This window comes from Candidatus Paceibacterota bacterium (assembly GCA_041661265.1).
Lineage (GTDB): Bacteria > Patescibacteriota > Minisyncoccia > JAHIHE01 > JAGLIN01 > JBAZUT01.
Window position 1 is genome coordinate 1 of sequence record JBAZUT010000004.1, and the last position, 25918, is coordinate 25918.

Sequence of the window (25918 nt, forward strand, 5' to 3'; positions counted from 1 at the left end):
CGCCGGAGATAATGGCCCTGAAGCTGAAGGAAGAAAGCATTGTATCGCATCTGATATACAATCATCTGGCCACCTATCAGATACTTGAACCTGTCGCCCATCTGCTGAGCGAGGAGTTTGTCGAAGAGATAGTGAGCCGAAATGTCTATCTGTATGAAAGAATAGAGGAAATGATGATGATGATGGAGGACAACGACTCTTTGAAGGATTAAATAAGAACAACAGCCATTTATGAAGTCAACTGTAAACAAAGTTTGAATTCATGAGTGGTTTTTTTTATACGCATTTTTCGCGCCGATACTATTTGACAACATCAAAATTTGACATTATATTGAAATAGCAAATGATTTTTGAATTTTATTTATAAACATGCAAAATCACGGCGGTCAAAATCGAAACGATTTTTCTGCGCAGGACGAGGACCTCAAAAAGAATCTTTCCGATGCGCTTTCAAAGAAGATAGAACTGCTATCCCGGCTTTTTCGCGAGAAAAAGATATCACTCGATGAAATATCACTGATCCTCGGGATCGACAGGAATGAGATCGAAAATGTGTTCGTAAAGCGGGGTCTTGTGAAGAAAAAGAGGATATTGGTCGGGGGCGGAGCGGGATTCATCGGGAGTAATTTCATCTACCACATCCTTGAAAAATATCCCAGCTATGAGGTGATAAACTATGATGTTCTGACATATGCCGCGAATATCGAGAATTTGAGGGAGGCAAGCAAGAATCCGAACTATACTTTCATAAAGGGCGACATTGCCGATTATGAAAAGCTTGAAGAGATCGCGAAGACCGGGCTGGATGCCATTGTCAATTTTGCCGCGGAAACCGCGGTCGGCCGGTCGGTCCATGGAAAAGCGGCGGATTTCATCCATTCGAACGTTGTCGGGACGCATACGCTTTTGGAACTCGTGAAGAATTTCAAGATACCGAAATATGTGCAGGTTTCGACTGATGAGGTCTATGGAACCGTCGCACTTGATGAAGACAGGCAGTTTGTCGAGGATTCTCCGTTCCTGCCGAATGTTCCCTATGCGGCGGCAAAGGCCGGCGGGGACCTTATGTGCAGGGCCTATTTCAACACCTATAAAGTTCCGGTGATCGTCACCCACTGTTCGAATAACTACGGGCCTTTCCAGCATCCTGAAAAATTGATCCCATATTTCATATTCCGCGCGATGAACAATCAGTCGCTTCCGGTCCATGGGGACGGCCTTCATGTTAGGGACTGGATCTATGTGCGTGATCATTGCGAAGCGATAGATATCATTCTCCACAAAGGAGTTGCGGGAGGAGTGTACAACATAAGCGCCGACAGTGAACGGCCGACGATCGATATTGCAAGGCTTATTCTGGATCTTGTCGGAAAACCGTACGCTCTCATAAATCATGTTCCGGACCGTCCGGGAAATGACAGGAGATATTCGATAAGCGCAGGAAAATTGAAAAATGAGCTGGGATGGAAGGCTTCGCACTCTTTCGAGGATGCGATGCCGAAGACCATACAGTGGTATCAGCACAATATCGACTGGGTCGAAAAGATAAAGGATAAAGACCAGGAATTCACAAATTATATATAAAAGACAAGTCGAAAGTCCCTAAAGTCCATAACGTCAAAAGCTTTCATAGTTCAAAGTTTAGAGTCATAAGGCCGTATAGTTTATGAAGATAGAGAAATTTGAAGAAATAATAGCGTGGCAGAAAGGAAAAGAGCTGACTTTGGCGGTCTATAAAAAATTCAAAGATAATCGAGATTATGGTTTTAGAGATCAGATACAGAGATCATGCGTTTCTGTGATGAATAATATTGCCGAAGGATTTGAGCGAAGGGGTGATAAGGAATTCAAGTATTTTTTATATATTGCGAAAGGTTCTTGCGGAGAAGTCAGGTCTATGCTACATTTGGCCCAAGAGTTAAACTATATATCAAAAGATGAATTCACCGGATTTTATGGTTTATCGGTGGAAATATCAAAATTATTGTCCGGCTTTATTAAAAAATTATAATGCTTCAAATAAAGATCCCTAAGATCATGAGCACGATTTGTGGGATTTTATAGACTTTAATTGCGCAATTACTTTATGACTTTTAGACTTTAAAGACTAATGACTGAATTTTATGAGCATCGAAAGGGTCAGCACTTCCATAAAGGGACTCAATATATATCTGAATAAAGTCGTTTCCGACAGCAGGGGAAGCTATTGCGACATGGCTCCGGGAGGAGCGGATAATCCGCTTTATGCCGACGGAATAAAGCATATCCATGCTTCCATTGCCACGAAGAAATTCGTGCCGAGGGGAGGGCATTTCCATTATAAGCTGAAGGAAAACTTCTTTACATTGAGCGGAACGGCACTTTGGTATTTTTATGATCTCAAAAAGAATTCTCCGACTTACGAGAATGGGTATGCGGTCGTGCTCGGATATGACAAGCTCGGAATAGATCTGGGTATTCCGGAATTTACGATCGATAAGAACAGCGCAGCTCAGATATCGATTGAGCCGGGGATCTATCACGTTTTTTGGCCGCTGACGGACGTTGAAACGGTTGTGGCGGGCACGGGATCGATGGACTATGATCCCGAAGATTACAACAGGACAAAAATAGAAGAGGTTCCGGGAGCTATCGAGGTTTTCGAAAAAGTGAAGGAAATAATATTGGACCATAAGCAGCTGAAGATACAGGGCCCTCCTGATACTGCAACGACAAATTTCGAATCGGTAATAAAACAAAACAACAATATGGAAAACAACAGTGAAAACACTATGAATAATATGCAACAGATGAAAGCGATCATAACAGCGGCGAAAAACAATCAGCAAAGGCCGTTCTCTCACACCATAAACAAGCACTTGATACCCCTGGGAGGCCGTCCGATGATATTTTATCCGATTGAGAATCTTATAGCTTCAGGCTTCCGCGAGATCGGCATAGTAGTCGGCCCGCAGGACAAGCAGCTGAGGCAGGTGGTCGGAGACGGTTCGAGGTGGGGTATAAAGATAGAATATATAATCCAGGAGGAGCTGACGGGGCTCGGAAGCGCGATCAAGTCGGCTAAGAATTACATAGGCGAGAGTCCTTTCGTGCTTTATCTCGGCGACAACATCATCAAGCATGATATATCGAGCCTTGTTGCAAAATTCCTGGATGAAAAGATGAATGCCATGCTGCTTCTTTCGCGGACCGAGTATCCGCAGAGGTTCGGGGTTCCTGAGATCAAGAACGGAAAGATCGTCAGGGTCGAAGAGAGGCCGATGCACCCGAAGAGCGAATATGCCGTCTGCGGAGTCTATATATACGACAGCAACGCGTTTGGCGCGCTGGAAAGCATCAAGCCGAGCGACAGGGGGCAATATGAAATTTCGGATATACACAATTATTATATAAATTCGGATCTCAATCTCGGTTATGAGATAACCGATAAGTGGTGGAAAGACCGCGGAAAGCCGGACGATCTTCTCGAAGGGAACAAGTTTGTCCTTGAGAATTGCGTTTTTGACGGACAGGGACCGGACAATCAGGGCGAAGTGATCGGAAGCGCCAAGATCGAGGGCAATGTGAAGATCGGAAAGGGAACCCGTATAGTGGGAAAGACTCTGCTTCGCGGTCCGATCGTGGTCGGCGAAGGGTGTTTCATAAAAGATTCATATGTCGGACCATACACGTCGATCGGGAGCAAAACGGAATTGAACGGCACAGAGATCGAACATTCACTCGTGATGGAAAGCGTGAACATCTATACGGAAAAGAAGATCGTGAACAGCGTGATCGGCAAGAGCGCATCGATCGTTTCCGGTTCGGACAATCTTCCTTCGGGAAACAAATTGATCATCGGAGAAAATTCGGTTATTGGGTGGTAGAGAAATATGATTTTAAAAAACGAGCTCGATCACGAAGCTTGTTTTTTAACAATTAATTTGTAAATATCCTCGGTAATTTAAAATTAAAATATCAAAGATAAAAATTACATTTAAAAAACAAAAAATGAAAAAATATTATCCTGATCGAAGTAAGGATCTTGTTCTGTAGGTTGCGCTTATCTTATGCAGAATAATATTGATCCTAAATGATCCGAAACAAGAGAGAAGCGAAATGATTATAAAAAAACACCGCAATTTAATTGTTTGCAGTGATATTATGTTTTTCGATCTCTTCGAGTTTTTTTGTCAGGCGCTTTGCCAGAACGTTTGCCACCAGCAACCTATGAGCGACCAAGAATGCCGCAACTGCAATGATGGCGGTTAGGGGCGCTACAAGATTCTCTTCAATGCGGCTGTTTTCCAGATATTTATATGAGCCGAACGCTGTCGCGAGAGTTATTGCCACCAAGATGGCGAGAGCGGCCAAAATGTGTGTGTTTATGGCCCTATCTTTACTTAAAACTTTTTCGTTCAATCAATTCCCTCCTGTTTTATTATGATCATATTATGTATGAAAAGAGCGATATGTCAATCTATCGGTTTGAAATTTGCGATGGCTGGCGCGTCCGACGCCTCTAATGCGGGAACGAGGTTTGCAGCCCGTTTCCCCTTGTTTTTATGAATCACAAGGCTTTTTGCTATATCAAAACATCGGAAACCGGCTACTAGCCAGTTACGGCAAGCATATTGTTTTTTGTAGAATAAAAAAAGAAGCGGTTTGATATTATCACACCGCCTAAACTTTACTTAACTTTTTTTGCTTTTCTCTTTTGCCAGTATCTTGTGATCGCAACTCCTATTGTGGAGCCAAGAAACATTGCCATGATAGACCCAAGAGTCGGTGGTATTGGCATATCTATCATGTATCCAATAAAACCTCCAAGCAGGACACCGCCGACTAATTGCATAATCAATTCTCTATCCATTATTTTCATTTCATTCATCTCTCCTTGATTACCTAAGAAGAAGGGAGGAGCAGGTTCTTGTTCTGACTTAGTCCGCAAAATTTACGGAGAAGTTCAATTACCCTTTTAGGAAATCGTTTTCACGATTCAAACCTTGCCTTCTTTCTAATTCGTTTCTCTACTTGTTTCCGGATTCTTTGCATTTTTTCAACAAAGATTCGATACAGTCAACGCATGAAGACTTGATCGGAATATTGTATATGCAGTCTATTGCTGCTTTTAGGAATATATTTCCGAACAATTTTAATCTTTCAATTTTTATCCCTGTGGCTGCAGCAATGTTGCCAAGTTGCCTGCGTTCCTGATTTTCAGAGAGAACCCGAAATCCTTTCTGCCTGGCATGCGACATTAGTATGGTATAAGAGATATCTCCCATTTCCATTTCCGTCATTTGCCTTTCTGGTGCGCCGAATATCTCCGGCGCGTCTTTTGCAAGAACTATCGCTCCAAAATTTCTCATCTTTTGTGGCGGAATCCCTGTGGCGATTTCCAGATTCCTTAATTCCCTGTTTATTTGGCCAGAAATCTTAAGTTTCAGCCAAAACCTTTTGTTTTTTTCAAGATCTTCTCTAATCTTATTTTATAGTACTGCTGTTGCAATACTATACAATTCATCCATGTCCATTTCCGGACTTAATTTATTCATATTTCTCTCCTGTATTTTTTGTAGCCGGAATTTTTCGATTTCCCAATTCAATTAATTGGCAAATCTCAATTTACCAGCACTGGAAATTTACTGTTTGAACAATAAACTTTTAGAGCCGGTAAATTGCTTGGTTTTAAAAGTGCAAATTTGTTGCGGGGTTACCTGCAATTCAAGCCAGTATTAACTTTGACTTGACATTACAGCATAGCGGATTTTTGGGCTAAAGTCAAGGGACACACCTGAAAAGACACCCGAAAAGACACCCGAAAAGACTAAAAGACTGACGGAAAGACAATGTATAGCTAAAAAATGTATCAAAAAACCGATTCTAGTGAATCGATGCTTTGAGAGGGATTATATAAGGCAATTTATATAATATTTATAATTGTTTGTTTGTTTTTGGGCATGTTAGCGTTTGATCGGCGCAATCTCTTCGCATATAGTGGCAAACCACTTTTTTCTATGCGATATAGATCTCTTGCGATCGGTGTACTGTTTCTAATACACCACGCTTTCTTAATATTTATCCAGTATATATTTCCACCTTTCTTGCTTTAGAAGCTCAGAAATATATACTGGATAAAAGCCACTTATCAAACTTTCCTTATATAATCTTTAAGATAGTATAGCACATCTAAAACTTTTGTCAAGACTGAGGGGGTCCATCCACATGAGCTCCAAATAAGGTTCAATGAAGTCAGTTTATGGATCTTGTTTCGGGCTCATATCTTGATTGGAAAATACTTTAAGCGATAGCCCCGCATTATTCGGTCATGGCCGATGCTTTTCCGGCTTTATGAAGAATATTGCATATCCCAAATAGTCCAAGACCACGTCCTGGACCCTGTTTGAAACAGTCTCCTCGAACAATTTCGGATATATTCCGCCGGATGTCAGGTATATTTCAAGGAATTCCCATCCGACAAAAACGAAAGTTGCCGCAAGGAAGGCATGTAGGGGTTTCTTTATTCTGAATCCTTTCGGCATCAGTGCCGCAAGCAGGACTCCGCCGATGAAGTGATTTACCGTATCGACATTCCTGAGAAACTCAACGTCAAAAAGATAGACATAGGTCGTGACCGCGGAAATCGCGATGAATGCAAAGATAAGCGTTCGTTTATTCATAATTTGATATTTAATATTATTATTCTATCAGCTATGGCGGTATTTATCAAAAAAAATGCGGATGAACCGCATTTGTTTTCTATGGCTGAGAGATATTGCATTCTCTGCAGTGATATTCTTTTGATCCGTCTTGGAACATGATCCCGGTTTCCTCCAGATCCTCTTGGCACTTGAAGCATTTCTTTTCTTCTTTCGTTTCCATATGTTTCACCTTTGCTATAATATAAACCGATTCGTTATATATTGTCAAAGGGACGCGCGGTGATTGACACCGAAAATAAATTTCGCTAGTCTGAGATTAGTGTTGTATAATAAGCATAGAAAAATACGCCATTTGTAAGGTCCGGAAAATGAAAGAATATCCGATCATAACGATCAGCATCATAAATTTCAATGACCATAAGTTCATTTTTAAGGCGATAGAATCCGCCGTGTCTTTGGATTATCCGAATCTGGATATCATCATCACGGACAACAATTCGACGGATGGGACGCGGGAGGAGATCGGAAACAGACTGATTGGCTGGAAGGAAGAGAGGAAGAAGATCGCTGAAAAGTATTTGCATATTAATGCGGTGAATGAAATACGATACATAAAGAACGACGGAAATTTCGGATTTGGCAGGCCGCACAACGAAGCGATCAGGCAGGCGAAAGGGGAATTCATTTTGCCTCTCAACTCGGATGCCATTTTGAGTCCCGATTATCTTTTGAACGCGCTCGGATCGTTTTCGGATGACCGGGTCGGAGCGGTGCAGGGTAAATTGTTGAGATACGATTTTGATAAGAATGAATTATACAAGAGCAAGAGCGATAAAAGCCTAAATGTCATAGATACGACAGGGCTCATGATGCTGAAGAACCGCCGGATCGTTTGCATCGGACAGGGCGAAGCCGACCAAGGACAATTTGAAGAAAAGAAAGAGATATTCGGCGTTGATGGCGCGGTCCCAGTCTATAGAATGAAGGCCTTAGAAGATGTGAAGATGACAATCTTAAGTCCAAAGTCCATAATGTCCAAAGTCCATAAAGTCGAAAATCCAGAATCGAATAATAAGCTACAAGCTACCTGCCTACCGCCTGCCTGCCGGCAAGGCAGAGACAGGCAGGCAAGCTACAAGCTGAGCGGTTATGAATTCTTCGACGAAGATTTCTTCATGTACAAGGAAGATGTGGACCTTTCCTGGAGGCTCAGGCTCTATGGCTGGAAGGCTGTTTATGATCCAAGAGCCGTGGCCTATCATGGACGGGGTTCCGGCGACAGCATGGCGACGAACTATATCAGCATCATAAGAGAAAGAAGAAAGATCAACGCGAGAGCGAAATTCCTTTCGTTCAAGCATCAAAGGCTGATGCAGATAAAGTGTGATATGCCGGGCCTGCTATTTACGAAGCATTTTCCTGACTTTATAATAAAAGAGATCGGAGCATGGGCCTATATGGCCATCTTTGAAAGATTTACTCTCCGGGTTCTGAAAGATCTTTATAGGGACGTTCCGAAATTCATAAAAAAGCGTAAAATGGTGATGAAGGGAAAAAGGTCCGGAGCGGCGGAGATGGAGAGATGGTTTATGCAAATTAAAAGTTAAAAAATAAAAATGAAAAATGACAAACAAAAAATAGATAATCAATTATATTCCATAGTTTTTCACTTTTCATTTTAAGTTTTTCATTTTAAATATGAAGCTATCAGTTATAGTAAACCACTATCGTACGCCGGAAATACTCAAGATATGCCTCGAGTCGATCGAAAAGAATTTGCTTGAAGCGAAATTCGACTGGGAGCTTATCGTGACGGACAGCGCGACGATCGAAAAAACCTCCGAGATGATGGAGGATTATTTTCCGAATGCAATTTTTATTCCGTCTCCGGAGAACATAGGCTTCGGAAGATCGATCAATATCGCGATCCAAAAGGCGAAGGGAGAATATCTTTTTATTATCAACGCCGACATGATAATCGAGGAAGAAAAGGCGATAGAGAAGCTGTTGGAATATATTGAGGCGAACAAAGATGTGGGAATGGTAGGGCCGAAGCTTCTCAACGTGAACAACACGATCCAGCAATCATGTTTCAGATTCTATACTCCCATAACCGTAATATGCAGAAGAACTTTTTTCGGGAGGCTGTCATTCGGGAAAAAGGTCCTGGACGAATTTCTTATGAAAGATGTTTTTTTGAAGGGGGATGTGTCCGAGCCAATGCCCGTAGATTGGCTCATGGGATCCGCAATGATGGTGAGAAAGTCGGACCTTGCGAAGGTCGGTGTCTTTGACGAGAGGTTCTTTATGTATTTCGAGGATGTTGACTGGTCGAGGCGTTTTTGGGAGAATGGGCTCAGGGTCATATATTTTCCCGGCGCGAAAATGTATCACTATCATTTCCAATCTAGCAAGAAAAAGTCATTATTTGATTCCATGTTCAATAAATATGCGAGGATACATATCGGCAGCGCATTCAAATATTTCACCAAGTACGGATTGAAGAATGTGAGATACGGGGAGTAGCACTGAAAAATTTCTAATTTCTAATTTTGTAATTTATAAATAATTTCCAATGTATCAATTTTTAAACAATTGTAAATTAATACATTTAAACATTAGAAATTAATAATTATAAAATTGTCATTTTTTCCGCTCAACATATGCCATATATTTAATACTTAATTCTAATCATCATGCAAAAAGTTAAAAAAGCGATCGTAGCTGTGGCCGGGTCCGGAACGCGCCTGCTACCTGCAACGAAGTCGATGCCCAAGGAGATGCTTCCGATAATCGACAAGCCGATCATTCAGCTGGTTGTTGAGGAATTGGTTGAGGCCGGGATCAAAGACATAATTCTGGTCACGAAATGGGACAAGAAGCCTCTTGAGGATCATTTTGACCGCAATCTCGAGCTTGAGCAAAATCTTGAGAAGACGGGAAAGACGGACAGATTGAAGGAAGTGATCAGGCTGTCGGAAATGGCGAATTTCATCTATGTCAGGCAAAAAGGACCGTATGGAAACGGCACTCCGGTCCTTTCCGCCGCAAGCATAGTCGAGGATGAGCCGTTTGTTTATGTGTGGGGTGACGATCTTGTGAAGTCGAAAGTGTCATTCACCAAACAGATGATCGAAGACTATGATAAGAGCGGCGCGTTGATGATCGGCGTGCAGGAAGTTCCAAAAGATCAGGTGGACCGCTATGGCATTGTGAAATTGAAGAAAGGAACAATGCAGATCGAAGATATCATAGAAAAACCGAGCATCGAACAGGCTCCGTCGTGCCTTGCGGATTTCGGGAGAATGATCCTGGATCAGAATGTCATCAACATCCTCCGAAAAACGGCTTTGGGAAAAGGGAATGAATTATGGATAGTGGACGCCATCAGGACATATATAAAGAACGGCGGAGAATTCTATGCCAAAAAGGTTGAGGGCGGGAAATGGCTTACAACCGGGGATCCGATGAACTATCTCAAGGCGATATTGGAATATGCCGTCGACCGGAAAGATATCAATGAGGAGCTGGTGAAATATTTTCAGGATCTTCAATAGATTTCCAATTGCGATAAGAAAAAAGTAACGATGTTTCGTTACTTTTTCAATTCAGCAATGCTTCACTGACCGGAATGATCCCGGCAAGGTATTGCGTATGGAAGCATCTTCCCGTCTCAAAATATATCGTCTTATGGTTCGCCCTGATCTCGGCCGGTTCGCCGATCTCGTTCCGCTTGTAGTAATAAAGCGAAACATATCCATCGGGGTCCTTCACCTGGAATATGATCGAGTTCTGATGCTCGAAATGCCTGATCACAGCTTCTCTCACTTCGTCTGCGCGGGGATGATCGAACTCGAATATCGCTTTTCCGATGGTGAAAATTTCTGAAATTTCGCATATGCTTGATCCCAATATCCTTTTTGTTTCAAGGAATTCTTTTTCGATCGCATCGCACTGCTCAGTGCTCAAGGGAACTGCCTTGAGAATGCCGTGTTTCGGGGCGATGACCATGGTTGATCCTTTGGTCGATGCTTGCCTGATCTTTCCGAATAGTTCGTATATTTTGGATTTATTTATCAATGTTCTTCCTCCTTTTTTATTCCGCTTTTGATCTTTCATTGCCAATGGGAATGAAAGATCATTCGGCATAACAAAAAAACAACCCCTGGCGGGCTGCGTGATCTTTTATTCAGTTCTCTATGGCTTATACAAAATCAACAACCCGTTTGAGGCATTTGGTGGTGAAATATTTTTTAGTTGTCGAATGCATTGCCATAATATGTATCGTAAGTTGCTGTAATAATTGTAGTTGATATAATGATTATGTCAAGAAAGGAAAGAGGAGGCTAGTATATAGTATCTGGGTAGTTGTAAAGCCGAAGGTCCATAAAGTCCATAATGTCTAAAGTCGAAGGAGGTGTGTAATATTGAGTATAATAAATACGGAATTGTTAGGATTCCCCTCTTGAGAGCCCGTCCCTGCCTACCGGCAGGCGCCTTGGGAGGAGGGCCAGGGGTGTGTGGACATCTGATTGACCTGTTGATGCAATTCCCCTCTTGAGAGGGGGTTGGGGGTGTGTTAATTCTCTATTGTCGAAATACTCTCCCCAAAAGCCTGTTTCAACTTGAATTATCCAATGTTTAAAAATTAGCTCATTAACTCACTCATTGGAAATTAGAAATTAGAAATTTTATCCCCGTTTCCCTCTTGAGAGCCCGTCCGCCTTGGGAGGAGGGTTAGGGGTGTGTGAGTTCGATATTGTTATATTGTTCTGTTGCCGAATTGATCCGGAGTTTGAATAAATATAGAAATTTATTATGAAGATAGCCATTTATGCTAATGAATTGAATAAGGAGAGCGAATCCGGCGTAAAAGTTTACACGCGGGAGATCATAAAAGCTCTTCTGAAACATGACTCAAGGAATACATATTATGCATATATGAAGTCCGGAAACCGAGGTCAGACCTCGGAAGTGGATAAGCTGGGGAAAGAGTGTGGTTTAGTGGTCAAAAAATCAGGATCCGGCATGCCGTTTTGGACATATGCGCAATTTCCGGGGGAACTTCGAAAAGATGCTCCGGATGTGCTTTTTATGCCCATACAAGCCGTACCATTTGTCGTGAAACCGAAGAATATGCGCCTCGTGGTAACGGTCCATGATGTCGCATATCTGCTGTTTCCCGAACATTTCACGCCAATAAAAAGGATTTTGCTTGATTTTCACACAAAAAGAGCGATAAGAATGGCTGATGCCATAATTGTTCCTTCTATGGCGACAAAGAACGATATAATAAAGCACTATGCCGCAAGTGCGGATAAAATAACCGTAATCTATCACGGCACCTTTAAATCGCGCGAATCTTCGCCGGTCGATGAAAATATCTCAAAGGTGGTCGAAAGCTATAGGCCATACATTCTTTTCATCGGATCCATCCAGCCCAGAAAGAATATTTCGGCGCTGATATATGCCTTTAACAAGATAAAGTCCGCAAGGCAATCAAGCCTGAAGCTTGTTATTTGCGGTCCGAAGGGATGGATGCACGAAAAGACATTCGAAACCGCAAAAACCAGTCCGTTCTCGGAAGATATAATATTCACCGGAAATGTAATAAAGGATCAGCTCAACTGTCTTTACGAAAGAGCGATGATATTTGCAATGCCGTCGCTGTATGAAGGATTCGGCCTGCCCGTGATCGAGGCGATGAGCTGTGGACTGCCATGCGTTGTGTCACGGAATTCATCGCTTGCCGAGATCGGAAAAGATGCGGCATTATTTTTTGATCCGTATGATGTATCGGATATCGCGAAAAAAATAGCGCTTTTTCTTGATGATGAAAAGCTTCGAGCGGAATATTCTCAAAAAAGCTTTGAGAGGGCGAAGTTTTTCAATTGGGAAAAAGCGGCAAAGATGCATCTTGACGTTTTTGAGGCAAGATAATCTGATCAGGCACGTCTGCAGAGAAGGGATCGTCCCTTCTTTTTTGTTATTGATTCCCTGGCGCTCAATTCCTACGGTGCATAAAAAATTAGTCAAAAGCCTTGACATATTCCAGGATGACTATAAAATGAACCAAAAGAACCGTAGTTTCTCATTATATGTAAAAGCGGATAGCAATAACAACTGAAAATATAGACCATCAGGCCGTTCTGGCGGGGTTTTTTAATTTTCGACTGTAGGAGGATTAATATTTAAATCAAAATTATGATGTATTACAAGAGGCGGGTTGAAGCAAGAAAGACTGTTCAGGCGGCTGTATTGGCTGTGTCGCTAATGTCTTTGGTATCAGGTGCGCATGTTTTCGGCCCATCGAAAGTAAGCCACGCAACTCAAGCGGCATGTCCGCTATCTTCTCAGGAGGGGCGCACCATCGTAAACTTGAACACGACCGATCACAGAATATACATCAGGTCGGATAAAACGGAGCCGGAAGCGAAACTCGGACCCGTAAGTGCATCAATTCCTGCGGGAAAATACAATGTGACGCTTGTTTCGTATGATGATCATTCAAATAAGCTTACTCAGACTCAAAATGACGAGAGATGGTTTCTTATGCTGAAAAACGGTTCCGGAAGCCTTATAGCCTCAACGAATGCGATAAGCGATCTTGCCGATGATGATGATTGGAAAACAGAACTTGTTAATGAAAACCTGGAGATCTCGGATGATGTTTCGGCGTTGACTGCGATGCATGCCGCATATTTTTCGACCGCAAGTCCGAACAGCATAGATCCGATCTGTGCAGCTTTTGACTATATCGCTCCCATCGAAACGCCAAAATGCACCCTTAGTATTTCAAAAGAAGTAGATAAGGCGGATGCCAAGCCGGGAGATATTCTCACCTATACGCTGAACTTTTCAAACACGGGAACGGCTGATTGCACCGGAGGCGGTGTGAGGGTGAATGATGTCGTGGATGGCAAGCTTTCATATGTCGGCGAAACGCACAGTACGAATATTGACGGGGGATACGGCTCGGGCGGAGTCTATGACGGTTCGACAAAAACATTGTCCTGGAACGCGCATACGCTGACGCCGGGGGAATCCGGATCGGCCACTTGGACAGCCGAGGTCAGTACGCCTGCAAATTGCGGAGATTATGACATTGCAAATACGGGCAATATAACCTCATGGGAATATTCTAATTTTCAGGATGTGGTCTATAGCAACGAAGTGCACACGGCCGTAAGCAATGCGTGTCCTGAGACGAGGTGTATTTTGAATATTTCAAAAGAAGTGGATAAGGCAAGCGCTGGAATAAACGATGTTTTGACCTACACCTTGAATTTCTCCAATACCGGGACGGCTGATTGCACCGGCGGCGGAGTGAAGGTCAGGGACGCGGTCAATGAGCGCCTCGATTTTATAGGTGAAACGCATAGCGATGATATATCTGCAGGATATAACGGGCTTGATCTGTATGACGAGTCCAGCCGGACATTGATCTGGAATGCCCACGATCTCGTTCCCGGAGAGTCCGGATCCGTGACTTGGACGGGAAAGGTGGCTGCGCCGGCGATTTGCGGCGATTTTGAGATCCCGAACAGGGCGGATATAACCGCATGGGAATATTCCGAGTTTAATGATCTCATATACAGCAATGAAGTGACGACCGGAGTGGAGAATGACTGCCCTCCTGAAACGGATACTCTTATCCATTTATTAAAAAGATCCTGCCCATCATGGTCGGTTCTCTCGGGTAATGGTTATGGCGAGATATATGATGATACGAACGGGCATTTCACTGAATTCATAAACTATTCTGCGACGGAACCTCATTTTCCGGGGATCTATGCTTCAAAGCCGGTCCTCCCGGATGAGATTCCGGCAAGCTGCAAGGCCGAGGCTGGATGGGATTTCAAGCTATCGACGGATCTGGATCAAACTCAAAATATTTCCACTGTCGGCCCGACCAATGCGGATGGTGAGATCGCGATACACTTGTCGGAGCTGAAGCCCGAGCAGCAAAGTTCGCTTACAAGCGGCGGTCCCTTGTGGGTCAGCGAGATTATGAAAGAATCGTATGATTTCGGTGCCCTGAGATGTTATAATGACGCCAGAAATGGAGATAATATCGAATATATTCAGCTTGGTTCCGGCGCCTCAAGGCCGGGCGAGGTCTATTGCATTGCCTACAACGTGAAACCGCTTCCGCCCCCTCCTCCGGATGTCGTGATCGCGCTGGTAAAATCTGCGAATCCGACGACTCTTCCCTCAAGCGGAGGAAATGTCGCTTATTCATATACTGCGACCAATCCTGGAGACGTGCCTCTTTCCGATGTGTCCTTGATCGATGACAAATGCGCACCTGTCAATTTTGTCGGAGGTGATGCAGATTCGGATCTGAAACTGGATACAAATGAAACTTGGACATATTTATGCGAGAAGAATATTGTCGCAACGACGCTGAATACGGCGACGGTGAGCGGAAAATACGGGGATGACACGGCAACCGCTTCAGCGACCGCAAATGTAACTGTCGAACCTGTCACGCCCGCACCCGCGATCGGCATAACGAAGTCGGCAAACCCGTCTTCGCTTCCCGTAGGCGGAGGCCATGTCACGTATGCATATAATATAACCAATGCGGGAAATGTTCCTCTTTCAAATATTACTCTTATGGATGACAAGTGTTCATCGGCTGCCTATACCGGCGGGGACGTCAATTCCGACTTGAAATTGGATCTGGATGAATCCTGGGTATATGGATGTTCTATGGTTCTTTCTGTAACTACCACCAACACTGCGACTGCGACCGGAAAATATGCCGATACGACGGTGACCAAAAGCGCTTCCGCAACGGTTACTGTTGCCCAGATCACGCCGGCGCCCGCTATTCATCTGTCAAAGCTTGCCGACAAGACAAGTCTTCCTTATACCGGCGGCCAGGTGAAATATACATACTCGATAACAAACCCGGGAAATGTCGTTTTGACGGACATAATCCTGACAGACGACAAGTGTTCTTCTTTGAATTTTGCGAGCGGGGATACAAATTCCGACAGCAAGCTCGATCTTTCTGAAAGCTGGTCATATTCTTGCGAGATGAACATAACTCATACCACGACGAATACTGCGGTGGCGACGGGAAAATCCGGCGATCAAACTCTGTCCAGCGAGGCAAAGGCCACGGTTTCAGTCGCGAATCCTCCGGGCGGTTGCACAAGCGGATGCGGAGGAGGCAGCGTTTTGGTGACGGAAGCGATCAAAGTCGTAAAAACAGCTGTTCCGGACAAAGTTCCTTCTTCGGGGGGAGATGTTGTCTTCAGGTACGCCGTGAGCAATCCGGGTTCATCGCAGCTGCATGACGTTACGATGGTTGATGATAAGTGCAGTGATGTAAAATATATGAGCGGCGACACAAATAGCGACAAATGGCTCGGGAATTCGGAGGTGTGGAACTATGAATGCAAAATGGCGATCACGTCGGAAACGGTGAATACTGCGACCGCAACGGGGTATGCCGGAAGCCAGAAGGTGACCGATCAGGCAACGGCGAAAGTGACGATCGGCCTGTCGGGCGTTACGATAAAGGTTACAAAGTCTGCAAACCCAAAAGCTTTGCCAAAGAAAGGCGGGAAAGCCGTTTATAGTTATGAGATCTCGAATCCCGGTCAGGAAGCTCTTTCGGATGTGACCCTGACCGACAATAAATGTTTGGACGTGAAGCTTGTCGATGGCGACACTAATTCCGATGGAAAGCTTGATTCAAGCGAAAAATGGCATTATACGTGCGAAGCCACTTTGACACAAACGACGACCAATTTCGCCACTGCAAGGGGGAGGGTCGGAACTTCATATGCAACTGATACGACGTCTGCGATAGTCACGGTTGGAGAAACGATTTTGCCGTCGATGATGCCGAAGACAGGCGGAGGAGCGGCTGCGGCCGAACAGGAAGGAAATCGGAACATATTGATATCCGTTGCCGCTTGGATAGTGATCGCAGGATGCGTGCTCAGGTCAAGGCGGGTATAGCATAGTATCAATTACTGTGAATTACGAAATGGCTTCTTTTGTCATTTCGAAATGATTCGCCAGCCGGCGAAGACTGAGAAATCCCTTAAATAATATAAGTCTCGAATAAGAGTGTTGAAGGGATTCCTCTTTGCGCATTGGTGGATCGGAATGACACAAAAATTTGAATTTCGTAATTCAAAACAATTAAGAATGGCTTCCATAACAAATGAAGCGCGAGTCTTTGTATTTATGAATGATGAATATTCTATGGAAACTGACCAGATAAAAAAAATAGCTTTGAAGATCACGGCATGCAAAAAGCCGCTGATCGTCATGCCCAAAAATCCCGATCCGGATGCCCTGGGAGCTTCCCTGGGGCTTTTTTTGGCTCTGAAAAAACTGACAAAGGATGTGAGGCTGATCTGCTCATCGAGAATATCGAAAAAATATGAGTATTTGGCGGAATATGATTCGATAATGCGCGAGATAGAAGGCAATTCGGAGTATTGCATTTCATTCGATCTTGAGGATCAGGACATTAGATCGGTGATCGCGGAAAATCGTCATGGATCCATAAGGCTGAAGATCTCCGCCGGACATAGAAGCATAAAGACGGATTCATTGAAATTGGCGTGCAACGGTTCCGATCATGATCTCATTATTACCGTATCGGCACCGACGACAAAATCTATCGGGCGAATATATAGCGAGAACAAGGCGATGTTTCAAGGACTGGAAATGATAAATATCAATAATTCTCCTAAAAGCGAGAGTTACGGGGTATTGAACATTTGTGTGAGCGAGATGACCGTATCGGAGATGATTTTCGCGATCCTATCCGAGATGAAGCTTGTCGAAGCGGATCCGAAAATTTCTACAGCGCTTCTTTCTGGCATTATCGCGGGAACAAAGAATTTTCAAAAGGAAAAGATCGGATATCAAACATTTGAAACTGCATCAAGGCTCATGGCGGGCGGAGCGGACAGGGACGAGGTTATAAGATATTTCAAACGGTCGGATATTCCGTTCTATATCGTCGAATGCTACAGCCAGGTTGCTGATTCGATTGGAAGATCGGACGGTATTTCACAGGCTTTTAGAAAGATCGAAGAGTTTGCAACAAAGAAGAAACTGAATTCGGCCGAAAAGGCTGTTCTGCTCATTATGGTAGTTGTTTTTGCGGCACAAAACGTAAAGATCTCAAAAAACGGCCAAGGCGAAGATGTTTCCGGTGATACACTTTTCGAGTTGCCAAAAAGAAACATAGTTTACGCTGTGGATAAACTGCCGATAACTGATGAGATTTTGGGATCGATAATTGATTCTGAGGCGATGAAAGCCGGGGTTGGGATAGAAGCTGATGCCGTATTGGAAATAGACAATTCGGACATTTCTCAAAAAATAGCGGATCCAAGAACGCTGAAGATCGCAAGTTTGAAGGTCAATGCGAACATTCAATATGTCGGACTGAATGACGACGGATCGGTTGGAGTTCCGACAAGCGAGAAGGAAGTCGCTTGGTATATGTTCGGACCGAGGCCCGGAGAAGAGGGAAATGCAGTTATAGTCGGTCATCGAGATTCAAAAACAAATCCGAACGGTGTTTTTCGGCGGCTAAACGACGTAAAAATTGGCGATAAGATCGAGATAGTTGATGTGAATGGAAACACATTGAAGTTCAACGTGATAAAAAAAGCGGCTTATGACGATTCGAATGCTCCCATGAAGGAGATATTTGGAACCGGAGACAAAAGAATGCTGAATTTGATCACATGTTCAGGCGCATGGAACGCCAAAGAGAATAACTATGACAATAGAACTGTAATATACAGTGAACTTGAAGAGTAACGGATTTACAATAAAGGAGCTAAGCTCCTTATTTGAAAGAAAAGTGATTTGAAAACGGAAATTTGTGACCTTTTTACCTCATGATACGTTATATATCTTAAGGCCAGCTAAAGACTGGGTATTTTACATATTCCGGCAATATGTGTTATAATCACAACATTGCAAAGGTTTGATTTGCTGATTTTGATTTGGATGAATAATTGCTGGATATTTTGTGGTATTCACTCGACCATAGAATGAGTATGTGTGGCTTTTATTAGCCAATATCTGTTTAGATATTGATTAATTAAAACATTCATTAAAAATTTGAAATTTGAAATTAGAAATTTTGAATAAATCTATACATTCGGATGGCTTTTCTGAAAAACGAATCGAATTTTAGGACATAAAGCGTTATTGATATGTTGTATCGGCTATCCGATACACAAGTGTAACAATTTTAATTTGTCTACGTTATTATTAATGAAACCATTTACGGGACTGGAAGAAAAATTATTGATGAAGAGGGTAGTTTTGGGAGATAAAGAAGCATTTGCGGAAGTGTATGATTTTTATGTAGTCAAAATCTTCCGTTTTGTATATTTAAAAACTAACTCGAAGGAAGTTGCGGAAGATATCACCTCGGAGGCCTTCATGAAGTGCTGGAAACACATTAGGGCACTGCAAGAAAAACCGAAAGAGGGAATATCAGATCACGAAACTATAGGACCGCTTCTATACACGATCGCAAGAAACACGGTTATCGACTATTATCGGAAGAAAAACGAAGATCATGTCGGAATCAGCGAGGAAATGAAGGATAGGATCGCGGACAAGCGTCAGAATATATCGGAAAAATTGATCATAAAGCAGGAAGTTGAGTATATAATCAATGTGATCAAAGAACTCCGCGATGAATATCAAGAAGTGCTGCTCCTGAAGTTCGTTGAAGACCTCCCAAACGGTGAAATATCGCAAATAACGGGAAAGTCGGAAGGATCTACAAGAGTTTTGATACACAGAGCGCTGAAATCACTGGAAAAGGCGTTAAATACAAAGGAAAATATCAGAAATAGCAAGAAATAGTAAAGTTTGATTGGTCTGACTGTCATTGCGAGGAGTACTAACGACGAAGCAATCTAGCAATATTGGTCATTTAGAAATTGAAAATTGATTAGTAATTAAGTATTAGTAATTACCTGCCTGCCGGCAGGCAGGGAAATTTGATATATCTGGATTAGCTTACGTGAACGTTAACTAAGTAGTGCGATTTGGCATATAAACCTTGACAACTATGAGCGTTAGTGATGTAATCTCACAACTGAAGAGCTTGAAGGAAATCGAACCCAATGAAAATTGGGTTGTTTCAGTTAGGGAAGAAATATTGACAAAAGCGCCATTTAATGATGTGGTGAGTCCGATTTATGCTGAAAAGCCTTCAAAAATGGACAATTTGATGTATATATATGAGTCTATTAGCAGAAAATACCGATTTATGCCTTCTATGGCATCTATGTCGATTATTTTGTTGATTGGCAGTTTTGTGACAGTTACAGCCGCAAAGACCAGTCTTCCGGGCGATCCGCTTTATGCCGTTAAGATCGCAAATGAAAACTTGGTCTTGGCTGTTACGAGTGACGAGGATAAGCCTGGTGTTGAGATGGAAATTGCGGGAAAAAGGCTTGAAGAGTTGACGGAAATAAGCAAAAAGGCTTCGGATGCGGGTCAACAGCAGAAAGTAGAGCAGCTTGTGAAGACTTTTGAAGAGAAAGTTGTAAGCGCAAATGACAAGATGTCAAAGATAAGTCAGAAGTCAGGAAAGAAAAAAGTTGCACAGGTGGCAAGGCAGTTGAACGATCAAACAACTAAGTATTCTGAACTTTTGGCAAAAACTACTGAAACATTACCGACTGTGGTTAAGGAGAAAGTAACCGATCAAATAGCAAGCGCTATTGTGACGACTGAGAAAGCAAATATGGATTCTCTTTTGATCCTCGCCGAAAGTAATGATAAATTGGACGAAAAGGTCGTTTCGGATGAAGAAATGACGGATATGATTTTGAAGAAGGTTGAACAGATCAATGAGAATAGCGCTTCAACATCAAACGAAGCGGTTCAGCCGGTTGATAACGTTGAGGATAAGACATTGGATGTGGATAAAAAGGATGGTACTTCAGATGTTGCACCGGATACAGCTTTACAAGCGACATCGACCGAACCAGAAGTTTCGCCGATCGATGAAAAATCTGCAATAATGAACAGTATAACTGAAAATTTGAATAATAATAATATAATTGATGCGGTTAAGGGTGTCGCACAGGCGCAACAGTTTGATATTGACCAGAATACAGCAAATATCGGTACTGCGAATAACGTTACGGATGATACGCAGAATAGTGTTGAATCTGATGTGAATGAAGATAAAACGAATGATACTGTCGGAAGTGGAGATGGGAAAATAAATAATGTCATCACCCCCGTCCCTGTTGAATAGGCTTCCCTAAAACTTAGTTTTAGGTAAATCTGAAAACTAAGTTTTGGGGGAGTGAATCATTGCGAAAGTCGGTCAGATCCTCGACCACGAGGTCGGATCCTCTGAAAGAAGAAGGCTAAGTAGCTCGTGAATGTCATTGCGAGAAGTCCCGTGTTCTCGGGACGACGAAGCAATCTCACCATGAAGCTATTAAGCCATTGAACCTTGATTATTTGAGGGATCTATGATCCAATCGGACTGAACTTGAACATAATAGTGTATGTTCGAGGAAAAAAGCATAGCGGGTCGATTGTATCCGGCTAAAAACGAATGTTCGAGGAAGAAATTCCGGGAACGTTCCAACAGCCGGAAATCACGCTAAGCTGTCTTGAAAAGAAAGTAGATCTGATTTCTATACAAACTTAATTTAACCAAAATGAAATTTAGACATTGATTGCTGAAAAATTGTGCATTTATTCTGGAGTTCAAAAACTGCCTGAATGCGTAATTATCCCCCTTGATAAAGGGGGAATAAGGGGGATTTCAACCTCGACTACGAGGTCGGATCCTCCGGACTACGACTCATGAATACTGAAGAGCTCTGCACTTCCCTCGGAGGTAAGTGCTCTGGAACGGTTTATGAACGTAGAAGCGGAAGAGGTCAGATCCTCCAGCGCGAGGTCTGATCCTCTGAATGAAGAAAGCTAAGTAGCTCGTGAATGTCATTGCGAGAAGTCCCGTGTTCTCGGGACGACGAAGCAATCTCACTAAGAAGCTAACAAGCTACCTGCCTACCGGACAGGCAGGCAAGCTGAAAAGCTAATTCCGGCTGTCCTTGAACTCCGGAAAACACAAGTTCAGCATAAATTCTAAATTTTAAGGAAATTACAAATGAGTTTAAAGAAAAAAACATTGAAGAAAGCCATCTCGATGGTAACTGCATTGACCACCATCGTTTGGCTATCAGGAATTTCAATGTTCGCGGTTTCCGTGAATGTGGCTTCGGCTGCAATCGTTGATGGTGCTTTGATCTCTTCAAACGCCACCAATCCAGACGGAACCCCGACATTGGCATCTCTTGATGTATATATAGTAAAGCTTGTCGGTGCCAAGAAATTCAAGAGATTGATCTTGAATCCTCAGGTATTCGAGAGCTACCAGCATTTCAATTGGAATTCTGTTCAGGAAGTTGATCAGTCTATTGTAGACCAGTACGCAACTTCAAATCTCATCAGAGTTGATCAGGATCCGGCTGAAAAGATTTTTGGACTTGCTCCTGATGGAGACACAGGCTCAAAGAGCTGGGTTAATTTGACGTCAACACAGTTCTTGACTGAAGGCGGCGCAGACGCTGATTCAGTTTATGTAATTAATTCAACAGATGCAGGAAACTATACTGCAGTTGGAGATGTTACAACTGTGGCTCAATTGACAACATTCCTATCGACCGGAGTTCTTCCGGGCGGACTTACCGGTGAAGCAACTGTGAGCGTTTCTGCTTCAACTCCGGCAAGCACGGTTGTTGCTCAGGGAGCGCAGAATGTAGTATTCACGAAGATCAATTTTTCGGCTGGCGCAACCGGTTACACTGTATCTAAGATCATTGTGACCAGAAGCGGTGTTGCAAATGATACCGATGTGTCTGCCGTAAAACTTTATGACGGTGCTACGCAAGTTGGATCAAGCCAGGCGATTAACACCAATACTCATAAAGCATCGTTCTCTTCATTGAACATTGCAGTTGATGCAAATTCAACAAAAACGATCACAGTTAAGGGAAATATTAGTGCTACGGCTGGAACAACTAATATCATTCTGGGCGTAGCTCAGGCTTCTGATATTACTTCTACTGCTTCATCGCTAACGGGATCTTTCCCTGCGAATGGCAATGCTATGAGTATTACTTCTGGCGTGACCGTCGGACAGGTTACAGTTGATGTTCTAGCAACACCGGCTGCAACAAATATCATTTCCGGTTCAACTGAACAGCATGTTGCATCCATTAAATTTACTGCAAATGCAAGTGAAGCATTGAAAGTAAATTCATTTAAGATGTCACAGGTTGGAACAGCAGGTGCTGCCGATATTTCAAATATCGTTGTGAAATATGGCAGTGAGGTTCTTGCGACAATTGCTGAACTAAACACAAGCAATGCTGCAGTTGTAGTTCTTTCACCTGTAATTTCATTGAATGCTTCTGCAAGCAAGACAGTTGATGTTTATGTAGATGTTGCTTCAGGAATCAATACATCAAGGACTGTTCAATTTGAAGTTACTCAAGCTGACGATGTTTCTGCAACTGGCGCAAATTCACAGGGCGATGTAACTGTAGTCGCTGCTGTCGCGTTCGCAGAACAAGGAGCACAACATACTATTTCACAGGGATCCTTAACGACAGCTATCGATGCTACCGACAATCCTGCTGCAGGAAATATTGTTAAGGGATCAGGCTCAAGAGTTGTTACAGCTTTGAGGTTCTCAACAGGCTCAACTGAGGGCGCAAGACTGACACAGATCAAATTGACCGGTGCTGGAACAGCGACCCCGACTGATGTAAGCAATTTCATTATGTACAAGGATGGAGTTGAAATTGCGACAGGTTCAATCAGTGGATCGACTTCATCGTATACCGTCCAGTTCGGAACGAACACCGTGAATTCATTTGATGAACCCGGTTTGTTCGATGTTGCTGCTTCTGGAAATACGGATGTTGTCATCAAAGCTGACATCTCATCAGCTGCAACTGCAACTAGAACGGTAATTTTGAATGTTTCTGCCGCAACTGATGTAAAAGCTGATGGATTATCTTCTAAGAAAGATGTACCATCCGCTAGCATCACTGGTACGACAACAGGATCAACCCTTACAATCACTGCAAGTGGCGGACTCTCTGTTGCAAAGAACGCAGGTTCTCCAGCAGCTGAAACGATCGGAAAAGGAATCACTGGAAAATTGATTGCTAAGTTTGATTTGACTGCGGATTCCGGTGAAGATATCACTGTTTCTTCTGTTACTATGAGAGCATATAAGAACGGAACCGGAACGGGAACAGTCGCGGCAACAGGCGACATAACGAACATGAAAGTTAAGATCGGTGTTGACCAGGTTGGTGCAACCGTTGCAAGCCCAAGCTCTGGCGTCGGTGCATTCAGCATCAATAAGACGATCACAGCTGGAACTTCGATCACATTGGATGTTTATGCGGACATTCCGACAGGAACAACTGCAACTTCAGTTCACATCGATCTTCCGGGCGCAGGAACAATTGCTGATGATATTACGTCAACAGGTGTTTCATCAACGGTTGACTTGGCAGAAACCGGAAGCGCGACAGGTAATCTGATGACGATCGCCGCTCCGGCAGTCACAGCGTCTATGTCGGGGACTCCGGCCGCTTCAAACAAAGTTGTTAATTCAACAGCTTCGTTGATCGGTAAGGTTCTTTTGACGGCAGGTTCGGCCGAAGATGTGAAAGTCAACACTTTGAAACTTTCATTTGACGATGCGGCTGGCCTTGCTACAGCAAGCAGTGCAAACACTCAATTGAGGAATGTTAAGCTCTTCAAGAGCGGAACAACGACTCAGGTTGGAAGTACTGTGTCTGTCATCACGGATGGTACTGCTGATTATGCGAACTTTACAGGTTTAGACCTGACTGTCACGAAATCGCAGACTCAGGCTCTTGATGTCAAATCTGATATAGTTGCTGGTTCTGGAACGACATATTATGCAGGCATTTTTGTCGCGACTGACGTAACTGGAACAGGTCTGCAGTCTTCAACTGCGGTTTCAAGTGCAAGCGGAACATTCCCAGCGGTAAGCGCAGGTGTGACTGTTCAAGCAAGCGGAACATTGGTTAATTCAGTTGCCGCTGATAGTCCAGTTAATGCCAATATTGCCGTTGGTGGAACTGACACTTTGACGAATCCGAAGGATGTCGAGATGGCTAAGTTCAAATTCACATCACAGTATGAAGCTGTGAAGATCAAGACTATAACCTTGACAAGGTCTGGCGGAGCTGATGCGGACTTTGTGAAAGTGAACCTTTATGCCGATGGAGCCAAAGTTGGCGCGGATGGGTATGTGTCAAGCGGAACAGTAACTTTCAATTTTGCAACCGGAAGTGAAATCGTCGTTGATGCTGACGGAAGCAAAACAGTTACAGCAAAAGCTGATCTTAACGGCGTTGGTGGTGGCGTTACACATGCTGATGCTCCGATCTTAAAGATCAATGCCGCAACCGATGTTACGGCCGAAGGATCTCAATCAGGTGTCGCGATTGTTCCGACAGGAACTGCAACCCCTGCCGCAAAGACGCTATACAAGACTATAGTTTCCGCGGATGTTGAGCTAACTGTCGTTCCATCTAATTTAGCTGCTTCGTCAAGCACGGCACAGAAAGTATTGGCCCTGAAGCTGACGAATGGCGGCAAATATGATGCAACGATCACCAAGCTGACCATAACTCCAAGCTACACAGCAACTGACCTCGGAGACGCAGGATATGCAGTATACTGGAACGATGATCTTACTCTCCTTACAGGAAGCAATGTGGCCGGAGATACTACAAGCGGAACTGGAACAACATTGACGATAACTGGCAACAATACGATTGCTGCCAACTCATCAAGAATATTGTACGTTGTTGCTGACACAAGTGGTTCAACAACAAACAACACATTCCAGTTGAATGTCTCTGCAGTCGCTGATCTTGGTTGGACTCCAGATGGTGGATCAGAGGTTACGACATTGACAAAGACATTACCGACTACAACCGCTCCGTCATTCAAGTACTAATAGATTCTAAAGTTTCCCGATAGCTCTCAAAATCGGTAGTCCGGGATTATACTAAAAATAATCGCTGTACACACAAAACCCCCGTTAATTCGGGGGTTTTGTCGTTCCCAATGCCTACCCCTCAATCTCCTAAAACGAAGTTTTAGGAAAAGACCAAAGACAAACAAAAAAAACCGCTATAAAGGGTTTTGATCCTTCCTAAAACGAAGTTTTAGGA

The 25918-nt window shown here is 43.4% G+C and carries 19 protein-coding genes; 13 read left to right on the forward strand and 6 right to left on the reverse strand.

The features are described 5' to 3' along the window. The 4 genes from WC788_03795 to WC788_03810 form a co-directional block, all read left to right on the forward strand. On the forward strand, positions 1-212 hold a 212-nt coding region (locus WC788_03795), incomplete at its 5' end, for a hypothetical protein (GenBank protein ID MFA6096721.1). Positions 213-369: 157 nt separating this feature from the next. Next, positions 370-1584 carry a dTDP-glucose 4,6-dehydratase gene (gene rfbB / locus WC788_03800; protein ID MFA6096722.1) on the forward strand — a complete coding sequence of 405 codons (1215 nt, stop codon included), beginning with the start codon at positions 370-372 and terminating at the stop codon, positions 1582-1584. Between the two features lie 82 nt (positions 1585-1666). Then, positions 1667-2011 carry a four helix bundle protein gene (locus tag WC788_03805; GenBank protein MFA6096723.1) on the forward strand — a complete coding sequence of 115 codons (345 nt, stop codon included), beginning with the start codon at positions 1667-1669 and terminating at the stop codon, positions 2009-2011. A 112-nt stretch (positions 2012-2123) separates the two neighbouring features. Next, the gene (locus WC788_03810; GenBank protein ID MFA6096724.1) at positions 2124-3866 is read left to right on the forward strand and encodes a glucose-1-phosphate thymidylyltransferase; all 1743 of its coding nucleotides are present in this window, start codon (positions 2124-2126) and stop codon (positions 3864-3866) included. 256 nt (positions 3867-4122) lie between these two features. On the opposite strand, the gene WC788_03815 is transcribed toward WC788_03810, so the two are convergent. The 5 genes from WC788_03815 to WC788_03835 all read right to left on the reverse strand — a co-directional run bounded on the left by WC788_03815 (position 4123) and on the right by WC788_03835 (position 6864). Continuing rightward, entirely contained in the window at positions 4123-4401 is a 279-nt protein-coding gene (locus WC788_03815) for a hypothetical protein (GenBank protein MFA6096725.1), read from the reverse strand. 268 nt (positions 4402-4669) lie between these two features. Beyond that, positions 4670-4861, reverse strand: a complete 192-nt coding sequence (locus tag WC788_03820) for a hypothetical protein (protein MFA6096726.1) — start codon at positions 4859-4861, stop codon at positions 4670-4672. A 148-nt stretch (positions 4862-5009) separates the two neighbouring features. Further along, positions 5010-5351, reverse strand: coding sequence for a hypothetical protein (locus WC788_03825; protein MFA6096727.1), 342 nt, complete (start codon positions 5349-5351; stop codon positions 5010-5012). A gap of 957 nt (positions 5352-6308) precedes the next feature. Next, a complete protein-coding gene (locus tag WC788_03830) occupies positions 6309-6662 on the reverse strand; it encodes a hypothetical protein (protein MFA6096728.1) in 354 nt (117 codons plus the stop codon). 79 nt (positions 6663-6741) lie between these two features. Next, positions 6742-6864, reverse strand: a complete 123-nt coding sequence (locus WC788_03835; GenBank protein MFA6096729.1) for a hypothetical protein — start codon at positions 6862-6864, stop codon at positions 6742-6744. A 148-nt stretch (positions 6865-7012) separates the two neighbouring features. On the opposite strand from WC788_03835, the gene WC788_03840 reads away from it, so the two are divergent. The 3 genes from WC788_03840 to WC788_03850 all read left to right on the forward strand — a co-directional run bounded on the left by WC788_03840 (position 7013) and on the right by WC788_03850 (position 10201). Continuing rightward, positions 7013-8251 carry a glycosyltransferase family 2 protein gene (locus tag WC788_03840; protein MFA6096730.1) on the forward strand — a complete coding sequence of 413 codons (1239 nt, stop codon included), beginning with the start codon at positions 7013-7015 and terminating at the stop codon, positions 8249-8251. Positions 8252-8342: 91 nt separating this feature from the next. After that, positions 8343-9170, forward strand: coding sequence for a glycosyltransferase family 2 protein (locus tag WC788_03845; GenBank protein MFA6096731.1), 828 nt, complete (start codon positions 8343-8345; stop codon positions 9168-9170). Between the two features lie 170 nt (positions 9171-9340). Beyond that, the gene (locus tag WC788_03850; GenBank protein MFA6096732.1) at positions 9341-10201 is read left to right on the forward strand and encodes a UTP--glucose-1-phosphate uridylyltransferase; all 861 of its coding nucleotides are present in this window, start codon (positions 9341-9343) and stop codon (positions 10199-10201) included. A 46-nt stretch (positions 10202-10247) separates the two neighbouring features. On the opposite strand, the gene WC788_03855 is transcribed toward WC788_03850, so the two are convergent. Then, on the reverse strand, positions 10248-10724 hold the full coding sequence (locus WC788_03855) for a hypothetical protein (GenBank protein ID MFA6096733.1): 477 nt from the start codon (positions 10722-10724) through the stop codon (positions 10248-10250). Between the two features lie 738 nt (positions 10725-11462). On the opposite strand from WC788_03855, the gene WC788_03860 reads away from it, so the two are divergent. From WC788_03860 to WC788_03885, 6 genes are all read left to right on the forward strand, one after another. Beyond that, on the forward strand, positions 11463-12584 hold the full coding sequence (locus tag WC788_03860; GenBank protein MFA6096734.1) for a glycosyltransferase family 1 protein: 1122 nt from the start codon (positions 11463-11465) through the stop codon (positions 12582-12584). 264 nt (positions 12585-12848) lie between these two features. Further along, entirely contained in the window at positions 12849-16622 is a 3774-nt protein-coding gene (locus WC788_03865; protein MFA6096735.1) for a hypothetical protein, read from the forward strand. A gap of 150 nt (positions 16623-16772) precedes the next feature. Further along, positions 16773-18452 carry a sortase gene (locus tag WC788_03870; protein ID MFA6096736.1) on the forward strand — a complete coding sequence of 560 codons (1680 nt, stop codon included), beginning with the start codon at positions 16773-16775 and terminating at the stop codon, positions 18450-18452. A gap of 462 nt (positions 18453-18914) precedes the next feature. Further along, on the forward strand, positions 18915-19517 hold the full coding sequence (locus WC788_03875; protein ID MFA6096737.1) for an RNA polymerase sigma factor: 603 nt from the start codon (positions 18915-18917) through the stop codon (positions 19515-19517). A 208-nt stretch (positions 19518-19725) separates the two neighbouring features. Next, on the forward strand, positions 19726-20925 hold the full coding sequence (locus WC788_03880; protein MFA6096738.1) for a DUF5667 domain-containing protein: 1200 nt from the start codon (positions 19726-19728) through the stop codon (positions 20923-20925). 870 nt (positions 20926-21795) lie between these two features. After that, positions 21796-25701 (forward strand): hypothetical protein, encoded by a 3906-nt coding sequence (locus WC788_03885; GenBank protein ID MFA6096739.1) that lies wholly within the window; start codon positions 21796-21798, stop codon positions 25699-25701. The last annotated feature ends 217 nt before the right edge of the window (positions 25702-25918 follow it).

Bases quoted from the DNA above. Each gene is read 5' to 3' on its own strand.
- rfbB (MFA6096722.1), top strand. From the start codon at position 370: ATGCAAAATCACGGCGGTCAAAATCGAAACGATTTTTCTGCGCAGGAC.
- WC788_03805 (MFA6096723.1), top strand. From the start codon at position 1,667: ATGAAGATAGAGAAATTTGAAGAAATAATAGCGTGGCAGAAAGGAAAA.
- WC788_03810 (MFA6096724.1), top strand. From the start codon at position 2,124: ATGAGCATCGAAAGGGTCAGCACTTCCATAAAGGGACTCAATATATAT.
- WC788_03820 (MFA6096726.1), bottom strand. From the start codon at position 4,861: ATGAAAATAATGGATAGAGAATTGATTATGCAATTAGTCGGCGGTGTC.
- WC788_03825 (MFA6096727.1), bottom strand. From the start codon at position 5,351: ATGAGAAATTTTGGAGCGATAGTTCTTGCAAAAGACGCGCCGGAGATA.
- WC788_03830 (MFA6096728.1), bottom strand. From the start codon at position 6,662: ATGAATAAACGAACGCTTATCTTTGCATTCATCGCGATTTCCGCGGTC.
- WC788_03835 (MFA6096729.1), bottom strand. From the start codon at position 6,864: ATGGAAACGAAAGAAGAAAAGAAATGCTTCAAGTGCCAAGAGGATCTG.
- WC788_03840 (MFA6096730.1), top strand. From the start codon at position 7,013: ATGAAAGAATATCCGATCATAACGATCAGCATCATAAATTTCAATGAC.
- WC788_03845 (MFA6096731.1), top strand. From the start codon at position 8,343: ATGAAGCTATCAGTTATAGTAAACCACTATCGTACGCCGGAAATACTC.
- WC788_03850 (MFA6096732.1), top strand. From the start codon at position 9,341: ATGCAAAAAGTTAAAAAAGCGATCGTAGCTGTGGCCGGGTCCGGAACG.
- WC788_03860 (MFA6096734.1), top strand. From the start codon at position 11,463: ATGAAGATAGCCATTTATGCTAATGAATTGAATAAGGAGAGCGAATCC.
- WC788_03865 (MFA6096735.1), top strand. From the start codon at position 12,849: ATGATGTATTACAAGAGGCGGGTTGAAGCAAGAAAGACTGTTCAGGCG.
- WC788_03870 (MFA6096736.1), top strand. From the start codon at position 16,773: ATGACACAAAAATTTGAATTTCGTAATTCAAAACAATTAAGAATGGCT.
- WC788_03875 (MFA6096737.1), top strand. From the start codon at position 18,915: ATGAAACCATTTACGGGACTGGAAGAAAAATTATTGATGAAGAGGGTA.
- WC788_03880 (MFA6096738.1), top strand. From the start codon at position 19,726: ATGAGCGTTAGTGATGTAATCTCACAACTGAAGAGCTTGAAGGAAATC.
- WC788_03885 (MFA6096739.1), top strand. From the start codon at position 21,796: ATGAGTTTAAAGAAAAAAACATTGAAGAAAGCCATCTCGATGGTAACT.